The 20,990-nt window shown below is 63.6% G+C and carries 17 protein-coding genes; 6 read left to right on the top strand and 11 right to left on the bottom strand.

The features are described from left to right. Positions 1-30: 30 nt before the first annotated feature. The 11 genes from E1H18_RS21170 to E1H18_RS21120 all read right to left on the bottom strand — a co-directional run bounded on the left by E1H18_RS21170 (position 31) and on the right by E1H18_RS21120 (position 13,524). Complete coding sequence (locus E1H18_RS21170; RefSeq protein ID WP_172272309.1) at positions 31-843, bottom strand: M48 family metallopeptidase; 813 nt, start codon at positions 841-843, stop codon at positions 31-33. Then, positions 843-3,887, bottom strand: coding sequence for a type I restriction endonuclease subunit R (locus E1H18_RS21165; protein WP_172272306.1), 3,045 nt, complete (start codon positions 3,885-3,887; stop codon positions 843-845). The genes E1H18_RS21170 and E1H18_RS21165 overlap by 1 nt, the downstream gene beginning before the upstream one ends. Beyond that, the gene (locus tag E1H18_RS21160; protein WP_172272303.1) at positions 3,884-4,708 is read right to left on the bottom strand and encodes an abortive infection family protein; all 825 of its coding nucleotides are present in this window, start codon (positions 4,706-4,708) and stop codon (positions 3,884-3,886) included. The genes E1H18_RS21165 and E1H18_RS21160 overlap by 4 nt, the downstream gene beginning before the upstream one ends. After that, a complete protein-coding gene (locus tag E1H18_RS21155) occupies positions 4,705-5,889 on the bottom strand; it encodes a restriction endonuclease subunit S (protein WP_172272300.1) in 1,185 nt (394 codons plus the stop codon). Before E1H18_RS21155 ends, E1H18_RS21160 begins: the two co-directional genes overlap by 4 nt. After that, a complete protein-coding gene (locus E1H18_RS21150; RefSeq protein WP_172272297.1) occupies positions 5,879-7,378 on the bottom strand; it encodes a class I SAM-dependent DNA methyltransferase in 1,500 nt (499 codons plus the stop codon). Before E1H18_RS21150 ends, E1H18_RS21155 begins: the two co-directional genes overlap by 11 nt. Before the next feature lie 80 nt (positions 7,379-7,458). Beyond that, positions 7,459-7,989 (bottom strand): hypothetical protein, encoded by a 531-nt coding sequence (locus tag E1H18_RS21145; RefSeq protein ID WP_241736146.1) that lies wholly within the window; start codon positions 7,987-7,989, stop codon positions 7,459-7,461. A gap of 38 nt (positions 7,990-8,027) precedes the next feature. Further along, on the bottom strand, positions 8,028-8,852 hold the full coding sequence (locus E1H18_RS21140; protein WP_172272291.1) for a hypothetical protein: 825 nt from the start codon (positions 8,850-8,852) through the stop codon (positions 8,028-8,030). Between the two features lie 1,154 nt (positions 8,853-10,006). Beyond that, positions 10,007-10,564: a recombinase family protein gene (locus E1H18_RS21135; RefSeq protein ID WP_172272288.1), complete on the bottom strand. Its 558-nt coding sequence runs from the start codon at positions 10,562-10,564 to the stop codon at positions 10,007-10,009. 85 nt (positions 10,565-10,649) lie between these two features. After that, a complete protein-coding gene (locus E1H18_RS21130; protein WP_172272285.1) occupies positions 10,650-11,513 on the bottom strand; it encodes a hypothetical protein in 864 nt (287 codons plus the stop codon). 166 nt (positions 11,514-11,679) lie between these two features. Further along, positions 11,680-12,801, bottom strand: a complete 1,122-nt coding sequence (locus E1H18_RS21125; protein WP_172272282.1) for an FRG domain-containing protein — start codon at positions 12,799-12,801, stop codon at positions 11,680-11,682. 57 nt (positions 12,802-12,858) lie between these two features. Beyond that, entirely contained in the window at positions 12,859-13,524 is a 666-nt protein-coding gene (locus E1H18_RS21120; protein WP_172271882.1) for a hypothetical protein, read from the bottom strand. A gap of 96 nt (positions 13,525-13,620) precedes the next feature. Here E1H18_RS21120 and E1H18_RS21115 point away from each other — a divergent pair, with 96 nt between their 5' ends. From E1H18_RS21115 to E1H18_RS21090, 6 genes are all read left to right on the top strand, one after another. Beyond that, entirely contained in the window at positions 13,621-13,854 is a 234-nt protein-coding gene (locus tag E1H18_RS21115) for a hypothetical protein (RefSeq protein WP_172272279.1), read from the top strand. Between the two features lie 9 nt (positions 13,855-13,863). Next, entirely contained in the window at positions 13,864-14,193 is a 330-nt protein-coding gene (locus E1H18_RS21110; protein WP_172272276.1) for a hypothetical protein, read from the top strand. After that, positions 14,190-14,822 carry a hypothetical protein gene (locus tag E1H18_RS21105; RefSeq protein ID WP_206679109.1) on the top strand — a complete coding sequence of 211 codons (633 nt, stop codon included), beginning with the start codon at positions 14,190-14,192 and terminating at the stop codon, positions 14,820-14,822. The genes E1H18_RS21110 and E1H18_RS21105 overlap by 4 nt, the downstream gene beginning before the upstream one ends. A gap of 121 nt (positions 14,823-14,943) precedes the next feature. Continuing rightward, complete coding sequence (locus E1H18_RS21100; RefSeq protein ID WP_241736145.1) at positions 14,944-17,214, top strand: glycoside hydrolase TIM-barrel-like domain-containing protein; 2,271 nt, start codon at positions 14,944-14,946, stop codon at positions 17,212-17,214. 88 nt (positions 17,215-17,302) lie between these two features. Then, a complete protein-coding gene (locus E1H18_RS21095; RefSeq protein ID WP_172272270.1) occupies positions 17,303-18,238 on the top strand; it encodes a DnaJ C-terminal domain-containing protein in 936 nt (311 codons plus the stop codon). Positions 18,239-18,325: 87 nt separating this feature from the next. Continuing rightward, positions 18,326-20,896: a TonB-dependent receptor gene (locus E1H18_RS21090; RefSeq protein ID WP_172272267.1), complete on the top strand. Its 2,571-nt coding sequence runs from the start codon at positions 18,326-18,328 to the stop codon at positions 20,894-20,896. Positions 20,897-20,990 lie beyond the last annotated feature (94 nt).

Here is a 20,990-nt window from a genome sequence, read left to right as displayed (position 1 = left end):
AAAAATAGAGCAAAAACCTTTACTCGAATGTTATGCGGGCAGCGGTTCTGTCAGGCTGGAATGCGAGACCTCAAGCTTGCATCGAGCCGGTGCCGTGCGGCGCGCTGGAGCATCCAAGAACCCAGAATCCAAAGACGCCTGATGCCGGTCGAGCCAAGCCTTGGCGCGTTGGTAGTCTGGTAGGATCGATGCCAAGAACGCCCAGAACGCCTCGCCATGGGAGCGATGCTTCAGGTGGGCCAGCTCATGGACGACGACATACTCCAGCACCCGTCTGGGTGCGAAAGCCAGATGCCAGTTGATGTGGATAGCGCCCTCGGCGCCGCACGAGCCCCAGCCGGATTTCATGTCAGCGACGCGGATCGCACGTGGCTTAAGACCATGCCGCTTCTGATAGGCGGCAGCGATGGCGTTTACGTCCTGACGCACTTGCCGCTTGAGCCATAGCTTGACGTGCAGGGCCACGATGGCGTCGGCCGTCTCGGCCTCGACCCACGAGGGTAGGTCAACGAGGAAGCCCGCTTTGTGCGTGACCTGAACACCCGCGCCGTCATGACGCCGAACCGTCAGGGAAGACATTCGCCCCCGGAAGGGAATTTTCGAACCCGTCATGAAACGCGGCACGACGTGCTGGGTCGCGGTCTGCTCTTCAAGCTCGCGTATGGTTTCGAAGAGCCATTGGCGCTTGCGGTCGAGGAAGCCTTCAATGGCCGCGTCGTCGTCCGTAGTCAGGGCCAAGACCTCGACATAGCCGGGCGTCACCGTGATCCGGCGCTCCGCCGCCGTGGCGGTTCGTCGAAGTTCATAGGCGATCTCGGTCTGGCCGATGCGGAGGCTGGGCATCAGGACGATCCGGCGTAGGCGTGAATCGCGAACTCTTCGATCTTCTCGCAAACCGCCGCCGCGTCCGCGACCCCATTTGCGCGCAGGATGGGTCGGACGGACTTCCGCAGGTCCTTCCGGTATCCATCCATGAAGAACCAAGAGGGCTGGTCGCGCAGGGCCGCTACATAAAGGTCGCCGATCTGAATGGCGGCGGCCTGCAGGCTGGCATGGTCCACATCTGGCGCCAACGCTTCCACGATCCGCAGGATCGAAAACGCCCGCTCGTCCATGCCAAGATCGGCGTGGGCGCCTTGTTCGGCGTTGATGCCGCCGGTCAGGTCTTCGAAGTCCCGCAGGCCCTCGGCGGCGGCGATCTGCCCCTCCTCAAACCGGCGGATGATTTCCAGCACCTTCTCTGAAAACCGCCCGTATTGGGCCGGGTTCTTGTCCACCAGCTCACGGGTGACGCGGCGAAGTTCGGCCGACTTGCGGACAAACGCCTCCTGAAGCTCTTCCTCGGTCTTCTCCTCGACCTCGAAGTCGTCGCCGAAGTTTGGGTCGGTGATCGAGCGCAGGCGGATGGTGGTCGATAGGCCGGTGACGTGGACATGCTCTTCCAGCATGTCCCTGATCTTCCCGGTGTAGCTCTTGTGATCGACGCTCTCGTCTTTGGAGATCACCTGTGTCGCCAGCCGTAGGAAAGCCGCCGCCCACTTCACGTCGGCGGTGAACTCCAAGATCGCCGGATCGGGCGACAGGTCGCCGTAGACGCGGATGAAATTGCGGGCGAGCCGCTGAAGCTCGAACCAGTCGTCCTCGCGGTCTTCGGCCGCCAACTTGCCGACCGCGTAGGCCGCTGCCTTCTCGTCCATGCCGTCGAGGCCCATCAGCCGCTTTTGGCGGGCGTAGCGGGCGTGGGCTTCCTTTAGGTCGTTCCGAAGGGTGGAGATGTCGCGCAGAGCGTTCTGCACGTCTTCGGCGCGGTAGGAGGCCAGAGCCTCATCGAGGTGATTGGTGACCCCGATGTAGTCCACGATCCGGCCGTGGGGTTTCTCGATCTCCACACCGTCCGGTCGCTTTAGCGAACAGGTCCGGTTGGTGCGGGCGATAGCCTGAAGGAGTCCATGCTCCTTCAGTGGTTTGTCCAAATACATCACCGCCTCGATGGGCGCGTCGAACCCGGTCAGCAGCTTGTCGCAGACGATCAGGAAGGATGGCTCCTCGCCGAAAGCCTTGAACCGCTTCTTAGCCTCTTTTTCGGCCGCATCATCCAGATACCAGCCTTCAAGCTCGGCCCGCAGGGCGGCGACATCCGGGTCTTCTGACGGCTTGTTGTCCTCCTGCGATTTGGAGAAGACGCAGGCGATCATGGCGTCGGCCTTGGCCTTCACGTCAGCCTTGTCCATGCCGCCTTTCATCAGGTCGGCGGCGATCACATGGGCCAAGGCCATGCGGTAGAGGACGACCGCTTCACGATCCACGACGACGATTTGGGCCTTGAAGCCGTCCGGTCGGCAGACCTGCTTGAAGTGCTCCCAGATGTCTAAGGCGACCAGCCGAACGCGCTCGGGGTGCTTGGCGAGGGTGGCGAGCGTCAGCCCCTTGGACTTCAGCTTCTCGCGCTTCTCGTCGGGCAAATCGACGAACCAACGGTCGAACAGGATGTCGAGCTCGGCCTCGTTAATCGACCAGTCGGTCTTCCGGCCTTCATAAAGGATCGGGACGGTCGCGCCGTCGCGCACGGCGTCGTCGATCCCATACTTGTCGAGATAGCCTTCGCCGGGCTCGCTGAAGCGGGCGTAGGTGTCCTTGTCGGTGCTCTTGATCGGCGTGCCGGTGAGGCCGAAAAACCGGGCATCCGGCAGCGTCGCCGACAGGAAGGCGCCGAGGTCTTTCTCCTGCGTTCGGTGGCATTCATCCACCAACACGATCCAGTTGTCTGAGTTCGGGATCGGGTGTTTCGATCCGGCGAACTTGAAGATCGTGGACATCAAAATCTGGCCGTTGCCGCCGCGCGCCACGGCCTCGCGCAGTTCGCCGACCGACGCCGCCTGCTTGGGATTGGGCAGTCCGCAGGCAACGAAGGTTTTGGAAATCTGGTCGTCGAGGTCGATGCGGTCGGTCAGGACGAGGATGTTGGGGTTCTGAAGCGTGTCCGCATCCAGCGTCAGGTGGGTCTTCAGCTTCAGGGCAAGGAACACCATGGTCAGGCTCTTGCCCGAGCCTTGAGTGTGCCAGATCAGCCCCTTCTTCAGCTTGCCCTCGGCGACACGGGCAACCGCCTTGTTGACTGCTCGGAACTGCTGGTAGCGGCAGACCTTCTTGATCTTCCGGCCGCTCTCAGGGTCGGTTTCGAAGACGATGAGGTGAGCCAAGATGTCCAGCAACCGCGAAGGCTCCAGCAGGCACCAGAGGTCCTTGGCGAGGTCATCGGGAAAGTCGGCTCGCTGGCGGGGCCACGCATCAGGCCACGGGGCATAGAACTGCGAAGGGCTACCGGTAGCGCCGTATAGCGTGGTGATGCCGTCCGTCACGAGGTTGAAGGCGTTGGAATAGAACAGGCGCGGGACGTCGCGTTCGTATTGCTTGATCTGCTCGAACGCCTCCTCGGCCTTGGCCGTGGCCTTCAACGGGCACTTGGCCTCGATCACGACGAGCGGGATGCCGTTCACGAACACCACGATGTCGGCAATACGCGAACGTTGGGCGGCGACGCGGAACTGGCGGACGACGTGGAAGCGGTTTCGCTCGGGCTGCTTGAAGTTGATCAGGGCGATGTTCCGCCCCTGAGCCTCGCCGGTAAGCTTTCGCGTGTAGGCGCCGCGCAGCCTCTTCTGCCATTCCTCATTGTCGGAAAGGGTTGAGAGCTCGGCATAGATAGCGTCGGCGTCGGCCGCGCTCATACCGTTCAGGGATTGCAGCGCCTCGACCAGAACTGGCTTGAGGATGACACGGTTTTCCTCCTGCCGCATCGCCATGGCCGCTTCGGGCGAGAGCGGCTGGTAGCCGAGCGTGGCGAGCGCATCGAGGGTCGGCTTTTCGGCGAGGCGGTATTCGCTCATGGCTGGCGGCCTCCTGCTTCATAGGTCTCAATCAAGAAGAGGCAGAGCGTTCCGGCGGCACCAACTGCGAGGCGGGCGTGGCGAGAGGTGAGGCCTCGGGCTGAACTCGGCTTTCCATGTCCCGAACCATACAGCGCACGAAGCTCATCCATCTGATGGGCTATGTTGCCGAGGCCGTTGAGGGTCGCTTTGATGGCGTCCAAGCCTCGACTTCGCTCAGGAATGTCGTCCGGCGCGAGGTGCAGACATTTCAGGGTTTGCCGCACGAGCGCCGACGGGCTCGCTGATTTGTCGAAAGCCTCGCCCGATCGCTCGATGATGTCCTTACAAACCGCTTCAATTAGCTCCTTGGCCGAGCCAATTGCGTCTGCCGGGCTACTCTCGCAAGTGCGCTCGATGTTACGAATGCGCGATAGGACATTCTCGTGACTGATCTTTTCGCCATGCGCGCGAAGGTGTTGGAGAACGTTTGTCGCAGCGGCACCAGACTTTGGTACGAAATCGAGCCTATTTCCGTCATCGATTAGGTCGAAGCCGTCGCGAGCGACACAGCGGCGGAGAGCCTCGATCCGGTTTTCGCGGTCGCCCACACCGGGGTAGAAATGCGGGCTCATGATTTGATTGATCGCTTCGGCGATCTGATCGGTCCCGTTGAGCTTTCGCCAAGCCTGTTCGGCAAACGAAGTTTTGTTCTCAAGCATACGCACGACCGGTTCATCGAGGCCGAAAGAGTTGAAGAACCCGATCAGCCGCGTGCTGTTCATGCCGGTGTCGTAGGCAATCGTAGCGAGGTTGGCGATTGCACCTTCTCCGAGCCTCATGTGGGCACGCGCACTCTGCCTGATAGAAGTTCGGTCGCTTGGCTTGAGCGAAGCCGTCGCAGTGACCTTAGTTTTTCCTGCTCATGCTCGATCAGCGCGTCTATGCAACCGATCTCCTCAACCACGGCACCCTGCCTTTCCAGATCGGGAAGCGGAACGGGCAGGGCCTTTAGCTGAGACGAATTGATTGATGCCAGATTTGTTGTGCGCTTCGCGCAGGACAAGAAGTAGGCGCGGCCTAAGTAGGATTGAGTTACCAGCGCAAGGAACGCCGGAAGAAGCCGCATTTGGTCACTTCGAACACAGAAAACGTGGTTTTGGTGAAGGCAAGGATGGACCTGCGCTTTCCAAACACCACCACGGCCGAGCTTGTCGTAGTCACCGCCCTCGGTCAGTAGAACATCGCCGTCCTTGAGTGAATAGCGGTCCACCTTATCGGCTTCGACCGCGATCTCCTGCATTTCGGATAAGTCGAACCAGCCATCCTGCACGTTGGCTACGCGCAAGTAGGGTAGTTGAACGTGTCTTCCGTCGGCGTTCTTGTTTTTCGCGATGCCGGTGCGAACCTCGGCGACGTCAGACAGCACGTGATCGCCCCCGTCGGCTTCCACGATGGCCTGCATCATTGCATCCAATGCGCTCTGTCTAACCGCTGACGCCGCGCTTAAGACCGAACCCGTTGTCGCAATCGCGGCATCCATCGACCGCAGCACTTCGGCGATACGCCGCTGCTCATCGAGCGACGGGAGGTCCCACACGAGGCGCTTAATGTCTTTGGTCGATAGATGTTTGACCGTAGTGCCTGTGATCGCCTGCTCAAGGCGCTTAAGTTCGGGCTGCATGCGATAGAAGAGGTATTCGTTGTCCAAGACGTTTGGTCGAGACGATTTGAGCCTCAACACCCGTTGGTTCAAAAGCGCATCTTCGCCAGCCCAACGAACAGCCAAGAACTCGCCGTCCATCCCCGCTACGATGTCGCCCTTCCTGATGATGTAAGCAGGGTCGAAGTCACCAACGTATCGGCAAACCGTCTCATCGGACTTGAGATCGCGGATTCGTATTAGTGGCATCCCCTCGGAGGGTTCAGTGGTGAACTGCTCGGACTTGAACGCGAAGCCCGAAAGAATCTCGGTCAGTTCCCCAACGTTGAAGTTGGTGGTTACTGGGCCATCACCGCGCATAGCCGAGCCTCTTGAGGTGCTCGACCATAACCGCCTCGGCCTCGTTCCGCTTGGCGATCAGGTCTTGCAGCTTGGCGACTTCGGCGGCGACATCGACGACCTCCGCGTCGGCGCCGGTTTGCACGTAGCGGCTGATGTTGAGATTGAAGCCGTTTGCCTCGATCTCCTCCACAGGCACGACGCGAGCCAGCTTCTCGATGTCGGCGAAGCCGTGAAACGCCTCGGCGAGTGTCTTTACGTTCGCGTCGGTGAGGGCGTTCTGGGCTTTGCCCGGCTGGAAGGTCGCGTCGCCATTGACGACCAACACCTTGCCTTTCCGATCCCTTGGTTTGCTCTTCCGAATGATGAGGATCGCTGCCGGAATGCCCGCGCCATAGAAGAGGTTGGGCACCAGCCCGATCACCGCCTCGATGATGTCGGCCTTCAACATCGCCTCGCGGATACGGCCCTCGGCGCCGCTCCGGAACAACACGCCGTGCGGCACGACAACCCCCAGCATGCCGTCATCTTTGAGCGAGGCCACCATGTGCTGGACGAAGGCGAGGTCGCCGTATCCCTTCGGCGGACAACCGTATTTGTCGCGGCCGAACGGGTCGCCGTTTGACCAGATGTCGTGGCCCCATTCCTTCACCGAGAAAGGCGGATTGGCCAACACTCGGTCGTAGGCGCCGATGCCCGCGACGAACTCCTTAGCCGTTGGGTCATACCGTCTCGGCGCCAGCAGCGTGTCGCCCTTGGCGATGAAGGCGTCGTCAATGTCGTGCAAGAACAGGTTGATCTCAGCGATAGACCAAGTGTCGAGTTCCTTCTCCTGTCCGAAGAGGGACAGGCTTCGGGTGTCGCCCCCGTGGTCTTTTACGTATTGCGCGGCTTCCAGCAGCATGCCGCCCGAGCCGCACGTCGGGTCGTAGATCGACATGCCGGGCTGGGGCTGGAGGCATTCGATGATGACGCGGACGACCTCTGTCGGGGTGTAAAATTCGCCGCCCGCCTTGCCTGCGCTGTCGGCGAACTTCTTGATTAGATACATGTATGCCTTGCCGAGCATGTCGGCTGGCACGTCTGCGTTTCGGAGCCGATGCTTCTCGAAGTGGGCGAGAAGCGACTCTAATCGGGCGTCCGGGAAGCGTTCCTGATTGGCGAAGTCGATGTCGCCGAACACACCGCGCAGCCGCATGTTCGCGTCTTCAATCGCCTTGAATGCGATGTTGAGGTGCTGACCAATCTGCGTGGAATGCTTTCGCACCGCGTCCCAGCGGTGCTCGGCCGGAATATGGAAGCGGTGCTCGTCCGGTTCGGCCGCCTCTTCGCGGTCGCCCGTCTCGGCGAGCAGCCTCTCGAAATCCTCATCCCAAACGTCGCAGAGACGTTTGAAAAAAAGCAAACCGAAGATGTAGTCCTTGAATTTCCCTGCATCGACGTGGCCGCGCAGGATGTCTGCCGCCTTCCAGAGGTGGGTTTCCAGCTCGGATTGAGAGAGTGTCGCCACGGATCGCCCCATAATCGCGCCGCACTTTTGGCGCGCCTTCAAAGTGTGTTGGATCGAGATGTCGCGCTAGGGTCAAGTCATCAGCAGCGCGACATCGACCGCGTCAGCCGCTGGTCGCGCGGGCTACCATGAGCCCCCGGCGTCGCCACGGACATCAGCCAGTTCGACAGGCTGTCCACCATTTCTGGCGACGAACCGGCGCTGGATTGGCCGACGAAGTAGTGGGCGAGAACAGCGATTTCCTCGGGCGCTGCGACCGGTTGACCGCCCCAATACCAAAACCGCCGGAACAGAACGGCGTTTTGACCGCGCTTGTCGCGCCCCCGACTGACGCCGTCCCAATGATAGTCGTGACGCAGCGGTGTCAGGATTTCAGCGCCCTCGGTTGTGTGCCCATCGAGGCGATAGATGGCGTCTGGCCGCCGGGCATGGCTTTTCTGATAGGCGCCGAGCTTGACCACTTCATCGACCTCACCCGCCCAAGCCACAAGGCCGCGCCCATACGACTTCGGCATGAAGCCGATCACCCAATCACCCCTCTGGGCGGATTTCCGTATGCCGGGCTTGCAGCAGGCCAAAGACAACACGCCACCGTGGACGCACGGAGCCATGCCGTTGTCAGCGGCGAGAACATAGCGCCAAACGCGGCTCATGCGGTGACCTGCGCGAACAGGTCGTTTAGCCAGCCTATCGCTCGCGGGTCCCCATCTGGGGCTGCGATGAATTCCTGTCCGCGCCCGGCGCTACGGACGTTTCCGTCCGCCCCCCAGCGATGGGCGGGGTGGTAGGTCATGCCGCACCCGTCGGTCTGGGGGTGCAGCCAGTCCGGCGCGCGCCAGATCGACAATTGAGGTTCATCGGCGCTCAGTCGGAGACCTGCCGGAAATACGCCATATCCGGGCAAGTTCATCTCGGTCCCGTTGAGCTGGAGTTGTGGCGTTGCGACGTAGAGGGTGTTGGACCGGCTCCAGCCGTCGCTGACGTGCGGATGACCTTTGAGCCATGGGTGCGTCGCTTCCGCATGCGAACCATCGACGCCAAGGGTGATCACATCGTCGACTTGAAGCCAGCCCCAGATGCGGTGTTCCGACTTCCCGGTGAAGCGCCAGCGGCCGTTGAACGCGACAGGCCTGAATAGCCCCCAGAACAGGAATAGATCGCCAGCGCCGACACCGTGCTTAGCCAGATGGCCCTGCGACGACGCGATCTGTCCCAGTGCTCCGCGCCAGCCGGACGCGCGGGGCAGGGTGTCGTGGATGAGGTCAGGATCGGTGTGGCAGGGGCTATCGCCCGTCAAGCGCCCCTTGGTCAGGTCCGTCACCAAGGCGGCGTAGGGGCCACTCAGATCGCGATATCTCGTCACCGTCGGCTGGCGCGTCGGGATCGGTAGCGAGACCGGACGGCCATCTATAATCGGGCTCGGACAGCCGCCAGAGGCGCTGTCGAAGCCCTTCCGGCTAAAAATGATCCGCACCGTTCTTCCCCCATGGAAAACTGCAGTTCGCCTTATCGGTAGCGCCTTCGACAGAAGCGGTCGCAACCGCTACCACGCCCTCAGATAAATAGATTCATGGAACAGCTCTTCACCTTGCTCCGAGCACGGGGTTTGACTCAATCATACCGCCACTTCAGCACTTTCTGGCTCGGTGGCGCGCCCAACTATGCTTGCTTACGCGGCGACCGCCTTCCATCAGACGCCGCCATGGTGCGGCTGATACGGCTCCTGATTGACCACCGGCGCTACTTTCTGGCCGCATGCGTCCTGCGGATGCTCCTCTGGCCAGATCGCCCGGACAGACGCTTGCCTTGGGCAACAATATGACGCCCGATCCGAACGGCCATGAGAGCCGACATCCTCAGTTCGCCAATGTTGGCTGGGGGCGACCAGATCGGCCAGATGCCAGTCGATCCCTGCCGGACGGGGAGCTCGACTTGTGGATTGCCGATCTACTTCGACGGGCGCGCAGAGCGCAGCGTGAGGTTCTGCAGACGTTTGGGCCGGACGATGTGTTTTGACCCTCGCGAGCAACGTCGCGGTAAAGGTTTCTACCCCAAACCGCCGCGATCATGGCGTTCGATGCAGGCACATTTGTAAAGGAAACTAACCTCAATCGGGCGCGTGAAGCTCTCGGCTTGGGCCTGCGTTTGGCTCGAAAATCAAACGGTTCAGCCAGCACGGCTCGCTGCGGCTGATGGTCCAGACGGCGAGCATGGCTTACTGAGGCACTGTTTCCGTGCGAGGTCGCGCAGGTTCGACGACAACGAACTCGCGGCTCTGGCCCTGCTCGACCAGATAGGGGCCGCTAACGCGAATTCGCTCTCCCGCCGCCGGGGCGACGCCGCTGGTTTGCCAAAGCGCGACTTCTGCGGCGCGCGCAGCCTGCTCGTAGCACATCGGCCCCAGCGCGTAGACGACCTGCGACCGGCGTAGATCGGCGTAATCTATCAAGTAGTAGGTTCGCGACGGGTAGTCGGGGGAGGGGGACATGAAGGGGCACGGCTGTGGGGTTTCAGGTATTTATCCGCGCCGATGACAATCAACGTGACGAGAACAGGTCCTTCACCCGACTGGCCGAGCTCTTCGCTTCGCCAGCCCCAGCCTGAAACGCCCGTCTTCTGGGCGCTAAATCACCCGTCCGCAGTTATCCGGTAGACACTCCGCCGACTGACCCCCGTGGCCTTGACTATCTCGGCAACACTCTTTCCTTCGGCCTTCAGCTTTAGGATTTCGCTGGACTTGTTACGGGCCGTGGGTGCCCGACCGACATATTTGCCAGCGGCTTTTGCGGCTGCGATCCCGACCCTCTGGCGTTCGAGCATTATGGCCCTTTCGAAGGACCCCACGGCCGCAAGAACTGTCAGGATCAGCTCGCCTGTGGCCGTATTGGTCGTCAGACCCATAGACCGGATCACCACGTTGACGCCGCGTTCCTTCAGCCTCTTGACGATGTTCAACAGGTCAAGAGTCGAGCGGGCGAGCCTGTCGGGTTTGCAGACGATGAAGGAATCGCCATCGCGAAGGTAGTCGAGTGCGGCCCGTAGCTGTGGACGGTCAGCGTCCACACCGGACACCTTCTCGCTGAAAATCTTTGTGCAGCCTGCGGCCTGAAGTTCAGCGATCTGGTCATCGAGACCGGCGTGTTGATCAGCCGTCGATGTCCGCGCGTAACCAATGAGTGCTCCCATGTCCTAAACCTTGTGCCAAAAATCGTTAGATATTGTGGCACAATGGTGCCAAAATGTCAATTCGACCCGTGCGGCACACTCTTGCTCATGGTTGCTTACCTGTCACACGGCCAAGGTCTATTGGCACAGCGGGCGGTATTGGAGCGCCTGCGTCGGGCTGTCTGCTAATGCTCACAGGGCGGCGATTGAAGAAGGGGCATGCCGCGTCTTCCGTCCGCGCTTCGGCAAGGAGGTCTGGCTGATACTCGCCGACTTGATCCGGTTGCAGATCGATCTGACGCACCAGTACGCGCCGAAGGCATGAAATCGCGACCTGCATGGAGATTGCCAAGGTCTCCATCTGCGTCTCGCTCGGCGCCATGTAATCAATCTGATGCTCGCGCATACGCATGAAGCTTACCGGGGCGGAATGGGCGTGGGCAGAAAGATAGGCGTAGATTGCGGTGAACTGATCCTCATCCCACCCCATCTTCTTAATTGCGACACCCCGCATCCCAGTGGTGAACATCTCCTCGCCGGTCAGAATCCTTGCACGTCGTTGCTCCGGCAGGGCTGCGAACAATGGCAAGCTAAGCAGCTTTGCCTTCAGTTCCTCACGTCCGGCGCGCAGGTCGTCGGCTGACCCGCCAAAGCCTCTAAGCAACTTGATCCGGGTCGCGGTGTCGTGGAGGCGGAGCACGGTGTGTCGTAGCTCCCACTCGTCGGTGCCGACGGGGTCGTTCAGATACGAGATCATGGTCGATGCTTCCATGATCATCCGGGCAAGTGCCATCACGGCGTGATGGTCAAACATCGACGACTGACTAACGATAGCGCCGATGGACCGGGCATGGGCACAGCACTTTGCAAACACCATCGACGCCAACTCACCAGCCGTTGTCGTCGGTAGGCCGGTCTGTGCCATCGATACGTGGTTGGCAAAGCCACCGAGGACCGCCAGCTCTTCCATTTGGTCGCGAAGTAGAGAAGGCGGCAAATGGCGGAATGACGACTGTGTCGAACCCTTGTGAGAGTTCTTCGCCGCCGCTCTCCGTTGCTTTCGGTTCGGTCCAGCCACCTTCAACCCAACTCTACGTCCGACATGGTGGTCGCGGGGATCGCGACCGTCGCGACCCCTACGGCTCGAAGTTTCGGTAGCGCATTGCCTCGCACGTGCCGTCGATCCCGGGGAACAGAGAGCCTGCATTGATCCCCATCAGGTTCAGGTCTGACAAGGCTTGTCCGCGCTCTGATAGGGGAAGGTCTACCGCCATCAGGTATTCCTTTTTCTTCACGTCCCCAACGCCAACGACAAAGGTCTCTATGTCGTCGATGTTCGTCAGCGTAGCCTTCGCCTGCTGCGGTATCATTCGATGATTTTCGATGGCGTGCAGATCGATGATCGAGAAGTGCGGCGCCACGTACGCGATGGAAACTTGCGGCGTGACGTCCTCGCGCCAGTGCTTGGCGTCAAAAATGTAGATGCGAACTACATCTTCGGGTTTCCGGTCGCCCGGTTTCGCACAGAAGGCGAAGTAAGCCGCGACAAATGGCGAGAGCGACCAATCCAGCAGGGGAGTCGGATACCCGTGGTGCTGCAGTAAGTTGTAGAATGCCCCGTTTTGGTCCGGATCACGTGGATCAAAGAAGTGCTTGAGCTGGGCGCTCAGCACTCGTCGCATCTCATTGATGTCCCAATCCCGATACCATGCCAAATTCTTCCGGTTCGTGCGGTGGAAGGAAGTTCTGAGGCGCTTAGGGACGCTTTGACCACGATAGAAATAGCGGTGCGGCTCTACTTCGAACGCCCATTCTTTGAAGGTGGACCACGACGTGACATCGGGATGGGGGACCAGCTTTGATCCCGTTCCAGCCAAGCTGCCTATTAGGGTTCCTTCGCCTTTGGAGATCGGCGTCAAATAGGCGATTTGCACATGACCGTTATCGCGAAACTCGATTTCAAGATCGGCGGTGGCCCCAACAACGGAATCCGGGAACTGGTGCTGCACTTCGCCAGCTTGAAGGACGAAGCCGTTGGCGGGATTGATAGGGGTGAGGGGCGCGCCCTTGATGCTGTGCTTCGGTCCTCGATTGGGAAGGGTGAAGCGGACGGTGACCCCCGGCAATTGCGGATCATCTGGGAAGTGATAGGCGATCCCCTTCAGGTCGGTCCCAAAATCATCAAGCTCGAAAACGCCTATGCCCGGCGCGTCCCCCTCGACTCGGCCAATCCATTGGCCGTCCATGCTTTGAATCATCTAACTTCCCCCGGCGGCTCTACGCCTTGTGCAATGAGCGCGACGCGACGGCGTCCCCTACGGCGCGGCCATCGACCTCACGAAGTCTTGCTTCTGATCGCTCTCGGCCTTGGCGGCTGACTGTCGGGCCTGATACCGCGCGATCTGCTCTTTCCAGTCCGCGTCCCCCAAGCCTGACACCCTGACCTCGTCCCGGTCCCAGTTGTTCGTGCCGACCGTCACCTGAACTGGCTGGCGGATGGACGTGAAGACGTAACCGTAACGGCGATTTTCCAAGACGTAGCCTTGTTCGCGAAGCGCCTTGTCAAGGCTGCTCAGGCCACCCTCTCCGACATCGCAGGCGAACGGGTGGTCGCCGTCGTACTCGCAGTTTTCGCGGCGCTTCTTGTCGGGGAATTTGAAGACGATGGTGTCGTAAGCGAGCCGCTGAGTGTCCTTGTCGAGCCCGTTGTTGATCGTGGGGTGATCGAGCCTGACGCTCGCGCTTTCAGCCTTGATCCCAAGTACGGTCGTGTCGTCGCGGTAGCAGGTGAAGCCGGTCCCCTCGTTCGTTTCGCACCGGGTGAACCCAGCAGCCTTGGCCACGTCCGGGCCGCCCTCCAGCCGTATTCTCTCGAACGTGATCGGCTGTGGCGCTGGCGGCGCCTTCGGAGGTTCAGGAGGGGGAGCGGCGTCGCACGCAGCGAGGGTCGCGGCGACAACGGCAAGGCAAATGTATTTCATGAATCCCCCAAGGTACGGGCGCCAAGCTCGCAAGCCTCACGGCCAAGTTCAATGGCGTCTTGCCGCCAACCTCAAGCTGTCCGTATGGTGACGCTCATGTCCACCGCGTCCGACCCGCTCTACGCACGCTTGCTCACGATCTCCGCCATGATTGAAGGCGGACAGGCCGCGCCGCTGACGGTCGAGCAGTGGGAACAACTGGCCGAGGTCGTCACCATTGTGATGGACGCGGCCAAGGATTCGGATGACGCCAGCGCCCGCGAACGGTTCGTGCGAGACATGATCCAAGCTTACGCCGACGATCATTGGCCAGAGCGTACACTGCATTAAGGGGATGCCGTGAAAGCACGTGTGAACTGGATGATCGGCGCTGTCTGGCTGGCGTTCGTAGTCGCGGTCTTGATGTCAAACTTCTTCATCATCGCCAACAACATCGGGATGTTCGCCGCGATAGAAGCTGGGGCGATCCTCGGCCCGATGAAGCACATCATCGACGTCCCGTGCGACACCAGCGGGATGGTGTTTGTCCCCTGTGACCCAATCGGCCATGACGAGCCTTTGTTCACGATTCCGCTGAAGCTGCTGCTGATCCTCGCGTTGGTCGCAACGTTCGGCCTAAGTTACTGGATGACGCGCGGCCCGCGTGCGGCCGAAAAGTTGGCCACTTGATGTGGACCGCCGATAAAATCCTGCCAATTTTCCTGTCTGGACTATTGGCGGCGGCCCTGACCCAACTGGCCACCTTTTTGCGGGATTACCTTACCAAGAGCGAGCAGGGGCGGACGTCGGCGATGTTCGTCACGTTGGCGCTGGAAAATTTCGCGGCCGTCGCATTGTACCGTGCAGAGCAAATCGAACTGTTCAACGGGTCGGCGGGCACGATGGGCGAACCCTACGTCGGCGTGCCAGCCTTTCCAGATTTCCCTCCGACGACGGATTGGCGGGCTATCGGCGCCAAGCTCTCCATGAAGGTACTGAGTGGCCAAGGCGCGGTGACTGCGGCCCAAACGAAGCTCGATGGCATCCTCGCTGTTACTGACGCGAGCCATACCGCTGACGATACACGGATCGAATGTGTCCGGGTGGGGTACAAGCTGCTGACCGTCGCTGGCGAGGTTAGGGCGCGCTTCAAGCTCGGGAGGCGCGAACATGGTGGTAGGTTTGATCTGCATGCCCAGTACGAGCGTAGGCTGCCCGACGTGGAAAAGGCCGATGAGGCTGACGACCGTTTTCACGAGAGCATCGGCAACACTGTGAAGGCGATCAAGCGCCGGTCGAGGCAGGCCCCAACTCAATAACTCGTGCGCGACTGCAACGGCTTTCCGCAGCGGATCGTGCTGGTATTTAACGCCGTAGTTTTCGAGCGAGTACTTCGGTCACCAGCCCGGCGGCGGCCACGCGGTCTTCCACCTCGACCCGCTGTGGGCCGATCCGAACATCGATTTCGTCGGCGTCGACTGGTATCCGCCGGTCACCGACTGGCGCGAGGGCGAGACGCACCTAGACGCCCAGGCAGGCTGGTTCGGTCCCAGCGACGCGGCCTATCTGCGCGCCGGCCTGACCGGCGGCGACAATTACGACTGGTTCTATACCGACGCGGCGGCGCGCGACGCCCAGGCGCGCACCCCAATCACCGACGGCGCGCATGGCGAGCCGTGGATCTGGCGCCCCAAGGACCTCAAGGCGTGGTGGAGCAATCCCCACCACGACCGGCCCGCCGGCGTGCGCGCGGCGACGCCCACGGTCTGGGTCCCGAAGTCCAAGCCCATCCGCCTGACCGAGTTCGGCTGCCCGGCCGTCGACAAGGGCGCCAATGCGCCCAACCTGTTCGTCGATCCCAAGAGCTCCGAGAGCTTCTTGCCGCCCTATTCGACCGGCGAGCGCGACGACTTCGGCCAGCGGCGCTATCTGGAGACCGTGCTGGCCTGGCTTGAGGAGCCGGACGCCAATCCGGTCTCGCCGCTGTATGGCGGGCCGATGATCGAGGCGGCCAGCGCCTGGTGCTGGGACGCCCGGCCGTTTCCCGACTTTCCGGCCCGGTCCGATGTCTGGGCCGACGGCGACAACTGGCTGCTGGGCCATTGGCTGACGGGACGGGCGGGCGTCGCGCCGCTGCCCGAGCTGATCCAGGCCCTGGGCGCGCGGGCCGGGGTGCGGATCGACCCCGGCGAGGCGGGCGGCAGCGTGGGCGGCTATGTCGTCGACCGGCCGATGCGTCTGCGCGACGCGCTCAGCCCCCTGACCGAAGCCTTCGCCCTGGATCCGGTCGAGCGCGGCGATCATGTGCGGATGGCGTCGCGGTCGGGACGGACGTCCGGCGCGCTGACCGACGACGATCTGGTCCTGCCCGAGGACGGCCCGGGCCAGACCGAGACCCGCACGCTGGATCCCGCCGTCGAGGCCTTGCGCCTGCGCTTCCTGGATGCGGCTCGCGACTATCAGGTCGGGGCGCTGATCGTGCGGCGCGAGACGGGGCAGGGGACCCGCGACGCCGACGCGCCGATCGTGCTGGCGGCCGCCGAGGCCGAAGCCGTCGCCCGCCGGATGCTGGCCGCCGACGAAGCGACGCGACGGGCGCGGATCATCTGCCTGGCGCCGTCGGCCGCCCTGCGGCTGGAGGCCGGCGACCGGCTGGCGTTCGACGGCGGCGCCTGGCGGGTGGCGCGCCTGGATCTGGACGAGCAGCCGCGCGCCACCCTGGTCCCGGTGCTGGCGGTGCAAGGCGTGGGCGAGGCCATCGACTGGACGCCGTCCCCGCCGCGCGACCCGGCCGCGCCGCCGGTGCTGCACGTGCTGGACCTGCCGTCCGATGGCGCGCTGACCGATGACGCCCGGCCTCTGGTCGCGGCGGCGAGCGAGCCCTGGCGGCCGTTGGAGGTCCATGCCGGGGCCGATGCGGCGACCCTGACCGTCCGCGCCCGTATTCCCGCGCCGGCTACGGTCGGCGAGACGCTGAGCGATCTGCCGCCGGCCTTGCCGCATCGACTGGATCGCGCCGGCAGCCTGACGGTCCGCATGGAAGGGCGCAGTCTCTCCTCCGCCCCATTGGCCGCCGTGCTGGCGGGGGAGAACGTCCTGGCCATTCGCGCCGCCGCCGGCGACTGGGAGATTATCGCCTTCCAGGCCGCCCAGTTGATCGCGCCGGACGTCTGGCGGCTTTCGGGCCTGTTGCGCGGCCAGCGCGACGGCGCGGCGAGCGAGGCGATCATCCCGACCGGCGCCGCCTTAGTGCTGCTGGACGAGGCGGTGGCGCCGATGAGCGTGGCGGCCTTCGAGCGCGGCGCGCCGCTGCTGATCCGCGCCGCCCCGGCCGGCGGTCCGCCTTCGGGCGCAGCCATGACCGAGGTGACGGCGACCTGGACCGGCCGCGCCTTGCGACCGCTTGCGCCGGCGCATCTGCGCGGCCGGATGGTCGGCGGCGACCTGCGCCTGTCCTGGATCCGCCGCGCCCGCGTCGGCGGCGACGTCTGGGACGGCGAGGTTCCGCTGGCCGAGGGGGGCGAACGCTATCGGCTCCGCGTGCTGGACGGTGGCGCGGCGCTGCGGGAGGTCGAGGTTTCGAGCCCGGCCTTCGTCTACACAGCCGCCATGCGGACGGCGGACGCGCCCTCGTCGGCGGCGGTGATCGAGGTCGCCCAGGCCGATGCGCTATACGGCTGGGGCGCCTCTGCGACCATAGGGTTGTGGTAAATCGGCCACATCGGCCCTTGCGTCCCGCTCTGGACGTTCTAGATGGAGGGCGATACCCACCACAGCTCAATTCTTCGAAGGACCTTCCTTGGCGCGCGACCCCTATCTGGAACTTGGCGTTTCCCGCACCGCGACCGCGGACGAGATCCGCAAGGCGTTCCGCAAGCTCGCCAAGCAGCATCACCCGGACACCAATCCGGGGGACAAGAAGGCCGAGGAGAAGTTCAAGCAGGTCAGCGCCGCCTTCGACATCGTCGGCGATGCGGAAAAGCGCAAGAAGTTCGACCTGGGCCAGATCGACGCCGATGGTCGCGAGACCATGCGCGGCTTCGGCGGCCAGCCGGGCAACGGCCCGTTCAACGCCGGGGGCTTTGGCCGTGGCGGCTTCCAGCGCGACGACGGGCCGGAGATCGACCTGTCGGACCTGTTCGGCGGCATGTTCAATCAGGGCGGCGGCGCGGGGCGTGGCCCGTTCGGCGGCGGTGGCGGTCCGGGTTTCGCCGCCAAGGGCGCGGACATCAAGGCGCGCCTGGACATCGACCTGGAAGAGGCGATCAAGGGCGGCAAGAAGCGCGTGGCCTTCTCGGACGGCCGCACGATCGACGTCACCATCCCTGCCGGCGCCCAGGAAGGCCAGACCTTGCGCCTGAAGGGCCAGGGCAGCCCCGGTCGCGGCGGTCAGGGCGACGCCCTGATCGAGCTGGCCATCAAGCCTCACCCGATCTATCGCCGAGAGGGCGAAGCTCTTGTGATGGACCTGCCGATCTCGGTTCCCGATGCGGTGCTGGGCGGCAAGGTCGAGGCTCCGACACCCGACGGCAATGTCATGCTGGGCGTGCCCAAGGGCAGCAACAGCGGCCAGACCTTACGCCTGAAAGGCCGCGGCTTCGCCGACGCCAAGGGCAAGCGCGGCGACCTGCTGGCGCGCCTGGTGGTGACCCTGCCCGAGACGGTCGACGAGGACCTGGAGAAGTTCGCCCAGGCCTGGCGTGACCAGAAGCCGTACTCGCCTAAGCGGAAGTAGGCCGTAGAGGGCGCTGGCCCCCTTGCCTCCAGCGCCTACCCATCTTAGGGATTCCCCATATTCCATTGAGGATCCGGGGAGGCTCCCATGATGTTGGTCAGCGTCTTGACGCTCCTGCAGGCCAGTGCGCCCTTGCAAGAGACACCGGTGTCCACCGCGCCGACCGAGAGCGAGCAGACGGCCCTGATCGAGGGGCTGGTCGTGCAGGCCGGGCCGCGCGGGAAGGCCCAGGGGCCGGCCCTGCCCGAACTGAGCCTGGACGCCTCGGAAATCCTGGGCACAGGCGCCAGCACCGTGGCGGACCTGGTCAATCTGCTGCAGGGCGAGATCACCACCGGCGATCCGGACGCGCCGCAGCCGATCTATCTCGCCAATGGTCGGCGGATCTCGGGCTTCTCCGAGATCAGCAACCTGCCGACCCAGGCCATCGAGCGCATGGACGTACTGCCGCCGGCAACCGCGCTGTCGTACGGCTTCCGACCCAACCAGAAGGTCGTCAACTTCGTGCTGCGCAAGCGCTTCGCCTCGGCCGCGGCCGAGAGCGAGGGCAGCATCGCGGCCCCACGGCTGACCGGCCGCCTTACCGCCGACGCCTTCCGCCTGGCCGGCGACGAGCGCACCACGGCGGGCCTGGACGTCCGCGGCGAGGGCGTGCTGCTGGAAGCGGATCGCGACATCTACCGCATCCCGTCGGCGACCTCGCCTTATGGCTTGATCGGCAACGTGGCGGCCTCGCCGTTCGGCGCCGAGATCGATCCGGCCCTGTCGGACCTGGCTGGCGGCGTCGTCACCGTGGTCCGCGCGCCCGACGCGGCGGCCAATGGCGCTCAGGACCTGGCCGCCTTCGTTCCCGGAGCCGGTTCGCCGGAGCTGGACGGCCTGATCGCCCATCGCAGCCTGCTGGCGGCGCTGCAGCAAAAGGGCTTCAAGACCGCGGTCACCCGCGACCTGGCGCAACGGGTCAGCGTCACGGTCAGCCTGAACCTGGAGGACGCGCTGCGCACTAGTCGTCTGGGACTGCCCGCGACCTCGGTGAAGCTGCCGGCCGGCAACCCGTTCTCGCCGTTCGGCCAGGACGTCACCGTCTATCGCTACCTGGACGCGCCCGGCTCGCTGGTCCGCGAGGCCCAGACCTTCAAGGGGCAGCTGGGCCTGGCCGCCAACGGTTATGTCCGCGACTGGCGCTGGACGGTGACCGGCGGCTACGAGCAGAACGACAGCGATACGGTCACCGGCCGGGGCGTCGACTCCGCCGACTGGAAGGCGGCTATCGCGGCGGGCGATCCCGGCGTCAATCCGTTCGGCTCGGTCTCGCCGGCCCTGCTGAAGATCAACAAGCCCGACACCGCCAAGTCGACGTCCAAGACCGCCAAGGCCGAACTCGTCTTGAACGGTGATGTCGCCGAGGCTCCCGCCGGACGGATCACCTCGACCCTGAAGCTGGGCGGTCAACGCATCCAGCAGGTCTCCGACACCGTGCGGTCCAGCGGGACGATGCACAGCGTGTTCGAGCGCCGCGCGGTCTCGCTGCAGGGCGACATTGACGTGCCGCTGACCAGCCGCGGCCGCGAGGTGCTGCCGGTCGTGGGCGACCTGACCGCCAGCCTCAACGCCGGCTACGACATCGACAGCCGCCGCGACCGACTGGCGTTCGGCGGCGGCCTGAACTGGACGCCCGACAAGCTGGTGTCTGTGAACCTGAACATCTCGCAGGAAGAGACCGCGCCCAACGCCAACCAGTTGGTCGACCCGACGGTGCTGACCCCCAGCGTCACGGTGTTCGATTTCGCCACCGGCAACAGCGTGGCCGTGCAGCGACTGGAGGGCGGCAACACCAAGCTGGCCAACGACCGTCGGCGGAGCCTGCGGGCCGGCCTGAACTTCCGGCCGATGGGGCGCGACGGCGGGCCCACGCGTCTGACCGTCAACGCCAACTACGTCGCCACCCACATCGAAGATCCGATCTCCAACTTCCCGCTGGGCACGGCGGCGCTGGAGGCGGCGTTCCCCGAGCGCTTCACCCGCAACGCCGACGGCGTGCTGACGGCCATCGACAGCCGGCCGCTCAACTTCGACGCCATCGACCGCGAGGAGGTGCGCGGCGGCTTCAACCTGACGCGCTTCCTGGGCCAGCCGCCCAAGGGCAGCAAGGCCAAGCCCGACCGCAGCAAGGCCGGCCAGGTGCAGATGTCGGTCAACTATGTCTGGCGGCTGCGCGACGAGACCACTCTGCGCGGCGGCCTGCCGCCCCTGGACCTGTTGAACGGCGCCAGCACCAGCCGCCGCGGCCAGCCGCGCCGCGAGCTTTCCTTCCGCCTCAACGCCTTCAAGCAGGGGCTGGGCGTCAATGTGAACGGCAACTGGCGCGGCGGCAGCGTCATCGACGCCGGCCCGTCGACGGGGGCCCTGCGCTTCGACGACCAGACCACCATCAACCTGTCGGCCTTCTACGAGGCGCCCAAGGACCTGAACCTGGGGCCGGTGTCCAAATGGGTGGCCGGCGCCCGCGTCACGGTGGCCGCCGACAACGTGCTCTACAGTCGCCCCGTGGTGAAGGACGCCCTGGGCCGCACGCCCCAGGCCTACCAGGCCGACTACCTGGATCCCTTGGGCCGCACGGTGCGTTTGACGGTCCGCAAGAGCCTGATCGCGCTTTAATCTGTGTCTGGTCTTTGGCTTCTGGATTGAAATCTGATCCGGCACAGACTCGGCTAAGGGGTGAGCTAGCGTGACAGAACGTCGCAGCGCGTTC

It is taken from the genome of Caulobacter sp. RHG1 (assembly GCF_013181195.1).
Taxonomy (GTDB): Bacteria; Pseudomonadota; Alphaproteobacteria; order Caulobacterales; family Caulobacteraceae; genus Caulobacter.
This window is presented reverse-complemented; position numbering and strand designations above follow the sequence as displayed.

Bases quoted from the DNA above. Each gene is read 5' to 3' on its own strand.
- E1H18_RS21090 (WP_172272267.1), top strand. From the start codon at position 18,326: ATGATGTTGGTCAGCGTCTTGACGCTCCTGCAGGCCAGTGCGCCCTTG.
- E1H18_RS21165 (WP_172272306.1), bottom strand. From the start codon at position 3,887: ATGAGCGAATACCGCCTCGCCGAAAAGCCGACCCTCGATGCGCTCGCC.
- E1H18_RS21130 (WP_172272285.1), bottom strand. From the start codon at position 11,513: ATGGAAGAGCTGGCGGTCCTCGGTGGCTTTGCCAACCACGTATCGATG.
- E1H18_RS21120 (WP_172271882.1), bottom strand. From the start codon at position 13,524: ATGAAATACATTTGCCTTGCCGTTGTCGCCGCGACCCTCGCTGCGTGC.
- E1H18_RS21170 (WP_172272309.1), bottom strand. From the start codon at position 843: ATGCCCAGCCTCCGCATCGGCCAGACCGAGATCGCCTATGAACTTCGA.
- E1H18_RS21155 (WP_172272300.1), bottom strand. From the start codon at position 5,889: ATGCGCGGTGATGGCCCAGTAACCACCAACTTCAACGTTGGGGAACTG.
- E1H18_RS21135 (WP_172272288.1), bottom strand. From the start codon at position 10,564: ATGGGAGCACTCATTGGTTACGCGCGGACATCGACGGCTGATCAACAC.
- E1H18_RS21125 (WP_172272282.1), bottom strand. From the start codon at position 12,801: ATGATTCAAAGCATGGACGGCCAATGGATTGGCCGAGTCGAGGGGGAC.
- E1H18_RS21115 (WP_172272279.1), top strand. From the start codon at position 13,621: ATGTCCACCGCGTCCGACCCGCTCTACGCACGCTTGCTCACGATCTCC.
- E1H18_RS21160 (WP_172272303.1), bottom strand. From the start codon at position 4,708: ATGAGGCTCGGAGAAGGTGCAATCGCCAACCTCGCTACGATTGCCTAC.
- E1H18_RS21145 (WP_241736146.1), bottom strand. From the start codon at position 7,989: ATGGCTCCGTGCGTCCACGGTGGCGTGTTGTCTTTGGCCTGCTGCAAG.